The organism is Pseudarthrobacter sp. 10T415, assembly GCF_056394175.1.
Map to the genome: position 1 here is coordinate 107,118 of NZ_JBFTHJ010000014.1, position 6,745 is coordinate 113,862.

The 6,745-nt window shown below is 66.8% G+C and carries 6 protein-coding genes and 1 rRNA gene; 3 read left to right on the plus strand and 4 right to left on the minus strand.

The annotated features are described in order from the left end of the window. Nucleotides 1–33: 33 nt before the first annotated feature. On the plus strand, nt 34–1,263 hold the full coding sequence (locus AC1DBN_RS16655) for an amidohydrolase family protein (protein ID WP_477723712.1): 1,230 nt from the start codon (nt 34–36) through the stop codon (nt 1,261–1,263). 39 nt (nt 1,264–1,302) lie between these two features. On the opposite strand, the gene AC1DBN_RS16660 is transcribed toward AC1DBN_RS16655, so the two are convergent. Further along, on the minus strand, nt 1,303–2,106 hold the full coding sequence (locus tag AC1DBN_RS16660; RefSeq protein ID WP_477723713.1) for a hypothetical protein: 804 nt from the start codon (nt 2,104–2,106) through the stop codon (nt 1,303–1,305). Nucleotides 2,107–2,229: 123 nt separating this feature from the next. After that, a complete protein-coding gene (locus AC1DBN_RS16665) occupies nt 2,230–4,287 on the minus strand; it encodes a glycosyl hydrolase family 28 protein (RefSeq protein ID WP_477723714.1) in 2,058 nt (685 codons plus the stop codon). A gap of 483 nt (nt 4,288–4,770) precedes the next feature. On the opposite strand from AC1DBN_RS16665, the gene AC1DBN_RS16670 reads away from it, so the two are divergent. Then, on the plus strand, nt 4,771–5,214 hold the full coding sequence (locus AC1DBN_RS16670) for a hypothetical protein (RefSeq protein ID WP_056078505.1): 444 nt from the start codon (nt 4,771–4,773) through the stop codon (nt 5,212–5,214). A gap of 36 nt (nt 5,215–5,250) precedes the next feature. Next, a complete protein-coding gene (locus AC1DBN_RS16675; protein ID WP_091718693.1) occupies nt 5,251–5,517 on the plus strand; it encodes a hypothetical protein in 267 nt (88 codons plus the stop codon). 79 nt (nt 5,518–5,596) lie between these two features. Here the strand turns inward: AC1DBN_RS16675 and AC1DBN_RS16680 are convergent, their stop codons facing one another. Both AC1DBN_RS16680 and rrf read right to left on the minus strand, forming a co-directional pair. Beyond that, entirely contained in the window at nt 5,597–6,493 is an 897-nt protein-coding gene (locus tag AC1DBN_RS16680; protein ID WP_056078510.1) for a diacylglycerol/lipid kinase family protein, read from the minus strand. Nucleotides 6,494–6,621: 128 nt separating this feature from the next. Further along, a 5S ribosomal RNA gene (gene rrf / locus AC1DBN_RS16685) occupies nt 6,622–6,738 on the minus strand. Between the last annotated feature and the right edge of the window lie 7 nt (nt 6,739–6,745).

Below are 6,745 nucleotides of genomic sequence, written 5' to 3' on the forward strand. Positions count from 1 at the left end.
CACCCCCTACAGCCTTTCGAGAGGAACGCACGCATGCCCCTCGTTCTCCGCAACGTCCGCCCCTGGGGCGGAACCGCTTCCGACGTGACGCTCGACGGCGGCGCGATCACCGCCGTCGTCCCCGCCGCCCAGGACAGGGCTGCTTCGGCGGACGCGGGCACCGCGCCAGGAGCCGGCGCGCTGGACGGGCGCGGCCGGATCCTGCTGCCGTCCTTCTCCGACGTGCACGTACACCTCGATTCCACCCGGCTGGGGCTGCCGTTCCGCCCGCACACCGGCTCACCCGGCGTCTGGAACCTGATGCTCAACGACCGGAACAACTGGCGGGACGCCGAAGCCTCCATCACTGAGCGGGCCACGCACACCCTCGGCGCGATGATCGAACGCGGCACCACGCGGGTGCGCAGCTACGCCCAGGTGGACGCCGACGCCGGCCTGGAGCGTTTCGAAGCCGTCCTCGCGGCGCGTGAAACGCACCGCGGCCGGGCGGACGTTGCGGTGATCGCGTTTCCGCAGGCAGGGCTGCTGCGGGAGTCGGGCAGCGCGGGAGTGCTGGAGGAGGCGCTCAAGCTGGGGGCTGACGTGGTGGGCGGGATCGACCCCTGCGCCCTGGACCGGGACCCCGTGAAGCATTTGGATATCGTGTTCGGTCTCGCCCAGAAGTACAGCCGGCCGGTGGACATCCACCTGCACGAGCCCGGCCAGCTGGGACTGTTCAGCATCGAACTGATCCTGGAGCGGACGCGGGCGCTGGGCATGCAGGGGCTGGTGACCATCTCGCATGCGTTCGCCCTTGCTGATCTGCCCCACGGCCAGCTGGACGGGCTGCTGGCGGAGATGGCCGAGCTGGATGTTTCCGTGGCCACCGTTGCGCCGGCTACGCCCCTGCCGCTGGAGAAGCTCACGGCCGCAGGCATCCGCGTGGGCCTGGGCGAGGACGGGCAACGCGACTACTGGTCCCCCTACGGGAACGCGGACATGCTGGACCGTACCTGGCAGCTGGCGTTCACCAACAGGTTCCGGGCGGACGAACTGATTGAGCATTGCGTGGCCGTGGCGACCATGGGCGGCGCCAGCGTGATCGATCCTGGGGCGCAGCGGCTGACTTCGGTGGCTGACCGGCCGGGCCTCGCGGTGGGTGACCCCGCCGACTTGGTCCTCGTGGAGGGTGACACCGTGGCGGCGGCCGTCATGGACAAGCTTCCGGGCCGCACCGTGATCCACCGCGGCGGAGTGGTGGCTGACGGGCTGCAGCTAGTCTGAGCCCGGGCCGGTCTCGCGGGAAGCGTCGGGCTCCGCCGGTCAGGGCTGCCCGGCGGGCACCAGGCGGTAGGCGTACCTGCCGTCAATGCCCTCGAGCGGGCTCATGCTGAAGTCCGCCCCCGGGGTGGACAGCTGCAGGGGCATCCTGACGGCCTGCCCGTCGCAGGGGACGCGGACCGGTGCGAGCACTTCCGCCCCGGCCGCCGTGGACACGGACAGCTCGGCAAAGGACGGTCCGGCGCAGAGGAAGTCCAGGTGGTACTGGCCCGGGTCTGCCATCAACGTCGTTCCGGTGCGCCCGTTACCGCTGCTGGCCCCGCGCAGCTCCCCGGGCACCGGCGGCTGCAACTGCTCCCCAGACCAATCCGAAAAGTCCTCGAGTGCCGACGCCCTGGGGTCCTGGTTGCGCTGGACAGAGACGCCCGTCGCTGCCGGTTTGCCTTCCGGTGGAACCGCACTGATGGTGAGGGGTCCGCCGTCGTGCCTGAAGAATTTGTCCAGCGTGTCCTTGCATTCGAAGTACGCCGCCTCCGGCACGCCATCCTCCCGGATGACGGTGAGCTTCGCCCCGTACACGCCGGCACAGGCTCCGGTGATGGTGTAGTCCCCCGGGCCCTGGTCGAGGACCAGCTTCCCGGCGGGCTCAGCGTCCGATGGCATCCCGGCGTCGGTGGGGGCAGCCTTGAGCTTCCTGGCGACTTCTTCCACGTTCTGCTCGAAGGATGCGGGTGGTGGGGTCTCAAGCCGGGTCGCCGCCGGCGAGGAGGCTGCCGCGGCCGGCTCCTCCGGGCCCGTGTATTCGCAGCCGGTGAGTACCACCGCCGCAAAGGCTGCTAGAAACATTAACCCCGTTCGCCGGGCCGGCATCCCCCCAGAAGCTGACATGTTCCGAGTCTAGGGCCTCCCCCAACGCGGACGGCGGCACCCAGGCCGGGTGCCGCCGTCGTACGCTCTGCCGGAGAGCTCCTAGCCGGCCGGAAGCGCCGCGGGCGCGGGCGACACGTCCGTGAACGCGTTGCCGGTGGAGTACCGGTCGAACCGCCAGGGGTTGGCGTTGTTCCGGACGCTCTGGAACGTCACGCCGTCGAACACCGAATTGGTGAGGCCCTTGATGTTGGCAGGGTTGACATTCCGGAACACCACGTCCTGGAACGTGAAGTTGCTGAGCGTGGCAGTCCCTTCGCCGAGGGCGGGTCCGGCCTGGATGTCGATGACCGGTTTGCTGTCGGAGACGGCCATGCCGCAGCTGGGCGAGTTGTTCCCGTCCACGGACACGTTGCGGACCACCACGTCCTTGAAGGTGGCCGAATCAGCGACGACGTACCCGCTGGGTGACTGGTTGTAGCTGAGCGTCATGATGAACGCGCTGCTGCCCATGCAGGCCATGGCGGTGTCCCGGAAGAGGAAGTTCCGCCCGCCGCCGGCCATGTCCGAGGTGCTCTTCATCCGCAGCCCGCCGGTCTCCACCTTGTACATGACGTTGTCCTCGGCCAGCACGCGCTGCACCCAGGCCGCCGTGTTGGAGCCCACCGCGATGCCGCCGTGGCCCATCCGCATGTAGTTGTTGAAGATCCAGACGTCCTCGCTCGGCCTGCCCTGGGCACCGTACTTGCCCTGGCCGGCGGCGAAGTTGACCTGGTCGTCGCCGGTGTCGAAGAAGTTGTTAAGCACGATCCCGTTGCTGGTGCCGCCGAACTCCAGCCCGTCACCGTTGTTGGTGTTGTAGGTGGTGTGCCGCATGCCGTTGACAGTGGTGTTCTCGCTGTCCACGATCATCACGCCGTGGAACGCGGGATTGTCCGCCGTGACGCCCTCCAGGTACAGGTTGTCGACGCCCATGAATGTCATCAGGCTGGAACGGTACTGGCCGTACAGCACGGAATCCTCGAATGTGTCCGGCCTGTTGACGATGCCGGTCAGGGCGTCCGGGTTGGCCTTGGCGTTGCGGAACTGGTTGGCCGCGAGCAGCCCGTCATCCAGTACCTTGCCGGCGCTGCTGGCCACGTACTGCGGCAGCTCATTGCCCGCCTCATCTGTTACTGTTCCGGCGCTGGTGCGCTTCCAGCCGTTGCCGTCCACCACGCCCTTGCCGGTGATCCGGACGTTGCTGGCCACCGCGCCGGGTTCACGCCCTTCCTTGGACCGGCCGTTGTCCTCGGGGAGGACGTTAAGGAGCGACGGCGGCCGCAGGTAGTTCCGGTATTCGGCCTCCGTGGGCAGCGGCTCCGGCACGGGATAGAGGTAGTAGCCCTTCTCCAGCGGGTAGTCCTCCGGCCGGTCCGAGCCCAGCAGCCGGGCGCCCTCCTGCAGCTCCAGCGTCATGTTGGAGTGCAGGAACAGCGCGCCCGTCCGGAAGATGCCCTTGGGTACGACGACGGTGCAGCCGGGGGTGCGGCAGGTATCGATCGCTTTTTGGATGGCAGCCGTGTCCAGGGTGGTGCCGTCGCCTTTGGCTTTGTAGGCGGGTGCGGTGACCACGTTGGTGTGCCGCTTGGGAGTGGTGGTCACCGTGATGGTGTCACTCGCCGGGGTTTCGCTGCCGTCCGCCCGGATCCCGGTCACGCTGAAGGTGTGCTTGGTGCGCGGGGACAGGCCTGTGACTGTGAAGTTGTGGGCCACGGTTTTGGCGTGGAAGCCGTCCGTATCCCTGACCCGGAAAGCATCCACATATTCCTGCGCCGGCGAGAACTGCCGGGCATTCTCCTCCGCCGTGCCGATCGGTGCGCCGTTCTGGTAGACCCGGTAATCCACCACGTCGCCGTACACGTCCGGCTTGTTCCAGACCAGCAGGGTGCTGGTGTCATCCGTGGCGGCGGTCGGGACGCAGAGGTTCTGGGGTGCCTGGGCGGTGCCCGCCTCGAGGCGGGTGCTGGAGCTGGAGCACGCCGGGGAATCCTGGCTTCCCGGCGGCGCTGCCGAGCTCGGGGCGGCGATGGCGGTCAGGGATGTGAGACCGATCAGGACTGTGGCGGCGGCGCCTGCAAGGCGGTGGTTAGGCTTCCGTGGGGTTCTGGCAACCTGCATGTCATCCTTTCCGGGGCACGACAATGAGCCCCGAAGTGAGTAGAGGTATTCGGTGAGACCTTCGCAAAATGGGCACTGCGCCGGTGCCTGAGAAAACGCTTTCTGAGATCGAGCATATGTTGCTGTCCGCGGCCCGGTCAAGGGTGGCAATGGCAGGGGTTACTGCGCTGCCGCGGCCGTGCCCAAACGGCTGCGCGCAATTGAGCGTAGACTGCAAATACGTCGGGACGTCGTGACTGGACATCCGATTCTCCGATCAATGAGCCCAACTCTCCTGCAGCCCCATCGCTGCTCACCAACCCGGCCCAGCATCATCCGGACACCGGCACGGCGGCGAATTGGGACAACGAGGACGGCCACGTTCAATCACCGGGCCTGTTTCCCTCCCCGCAGCGGCCCGGTTCCGGGCCCTGCCCTCCAGTCACAGCCGTTCCACGTACCCACGGGTCCGACGGTGCATTCCAGGAACGAAGGCCAAGCGCCATGACCACCACCATCCACACCTCTCCCGTGCGCGCTGATGCAGCACTCACGCTCAGCGGGGTTCTCGCATCCGCACTCCCGCACGACCTGCACACCGCACAGGGCCCAACCCGCTACACGGTCCCGGCAGTGTTCTCCCGGCGGCCCCAGCCACGGGAAATCGACCTCCTGCGCGGAAGCGGTGTGCGGCAGGAGCTCGCGGACGCGGGCTACAGCCATATTGACCTCTCCGTCTCCGACCGCCGGCTCCTGATCGGCAACACCAACCTTGCGGAGCTCAAATCGGGCCTGGCTCATTTGGTGGGAAACATCCTGGCCGGTGTGTCCGCCCAAGCCTCCAAGGAACGCCAGGACCGGACCGAGGAGTTGGATGCCCTGGGCATGGTCGAGGAACAGCGCCTCGAGTTCCTCCGCCAGGCTGCCGCCGAAATCCACTTCGACTGAATTTTCTCCCCAGGTATCCAAACCGAAAGGCACTCCATGACAGAATCGCCCCTCCGAGACCAGTGGCACCGGCTTCCCTCGACAGTGACCGACTGGCTGTTCGACAACCCAGGCTGCGTGATCATTCCACGGACTCTGTCCGCGGAGATCAGCGCGGCCCTGGATCAACCACTCACCTGGGACGTCCACGGGGAAACCAGCCTCAGCGAGGAAGACGTGGAATTCATCCGTATGAAGGCACACGAAAACAGCGACGGGAAGCCGGACACCGGTTACACGTTCTTCGACTCGGTGCAGCCCTGACGTTGTGAAAGGCAGCCGGCGCCTCGGCGTCGGCTGCCCGGGCACCTGGTGCACTTGGCCCAACAACGGAGTTGGGCGGTCAAATGGTGGCGAGGGCTCCATGGGCGCTCTCCACCAGGACATGCGTTCCTGCCTGGACGTGCACCACTTCACCATCAATCTGGCACGGCGCAGCGTCCCGCATGGTGAACGCATACGTGCTGACGCTCGGCTGCCGCCCCAGTCCCAGCGTGACCGCGCGGAGTGTCATCAGCGCCATCTTCCAGCGCCCGGCGTGTGGCAGCGTCACCACTTCGAAACGCCCGTCATCCGGCTGATCGGACTCACTGACCGTTCCGTACTTCGCCATCCGGGAGATGTTGGCCAGGATCAGGCTGTCGAACCGGGCGGTGGCCCCGTCCGCGCGGACCAGTTCAAAAGGCATGAGCTTGGACAACGTCCGCGCCACGGAGACGAGTTCCAGGACCTTCCCCTTTCCGCCCTTTTCGATCCCCACCGCCATCAGCGGCGTGAGCCCGAACCCCACGTAGGAGTGGGCGTACCGGACCTCCTCGCGGTCTCCGTCCCGGAACGTGATCCGGAGCAGGTCGATGCGGCGGACGCTCGACTCCCGGATCGCCTGCGTAAGCGACTGATCCGGCAGGCTTCGGTGATGATCGTTGGCGTTACCCGCCGGCTGCACGGCACACACCGCTTTGCTGCCGGCGACGTCCATGACGCCATTCACCACCTCGTTGTAGCCACCGTCACCGCTGACGGACACCATCAGCGGCGTGCCCCACCCTGCTTCGGTCCGGGCGAGCTCGCGGGCGTGCCCGGCATGGATGGTGGGCAGCGCACTGATGGGAAGCGACGGAAACTCCCGGTTGAGACTGCTTTGAAGGGTTTCGATCCTGGCGCCCATGCCGGGCTTCCCGGGATTGAAGATGAGGACCACGCGGTCAAAAGCAACGGCAGGCGCCGGATCCTCAGTCATAGCGTGACCAGCCCTTCCGTCGTGGTGCACATGTGGCTCCAGCCTAGTTGGCTGTTCCCGTATGAACCGGGTGGTGGTGGTTAAAGTGGTAGGGCCCTGACGTTGTGTCAGGGCCCTACTCAATGTTTGTCCGGCGGTGTCCTACTCTCCCACACCCTCCCGGGTGCAGTACCATCGGCGCTGTGGGTCTTAGCTTCCGGGTTCGGAATGGGACCGGGCGTTTCCCCCACGCTATGACCGCCGTAACCCTTC

Bases quoted from the DNA above. Each gene is read 5' to 3' on its own strand.
- AC1DBN_RS16655 (WP_477723712.1), top strand. From the start codon at position 34: ATGCCCCTCGTTCTCCGCAACGTCCGCCCCTGGGGCGGAACCGCTTCC.
- AC1DBN_RS16660 (WP_477723713.1), bottom strand. From the start codon at position 2,106: ATGTTTCTAGCAGCCTTTGCGGCGGTGGTACTCACCGGCTGCGAATAC.
- AC1DBN_RS16665 (WP_477723714.1), bottom strand. From the start codon at position 4,287: ATGCAGGTTGCCAGAACCCCACGGAAGCCTAACCACCGCCTTGCAGGC.
- AC1DBN_RS16670 (WP_056078505.1), top strand. From the start codon at position 4,771: ATGACCACCACCATCCACACCTCTCCCGTGCGCGCTGATGCAGCACTC.
- AC1DBN_RS16675 (WP_091718693.1), top strand. From the start codon at position 5,251: ATGACAGAATCGCCCCTCCGAGACCAGTGGCACCGGCTTCCCTCGACA.
- AC1DBN_RS16680 (WP_056078510.1), bottom strand. From the start codon at position 6,493: ATGACTGAGGATCCGGCGCCTGCCGTTGCTTTTGACCGCGTGGTCCTC.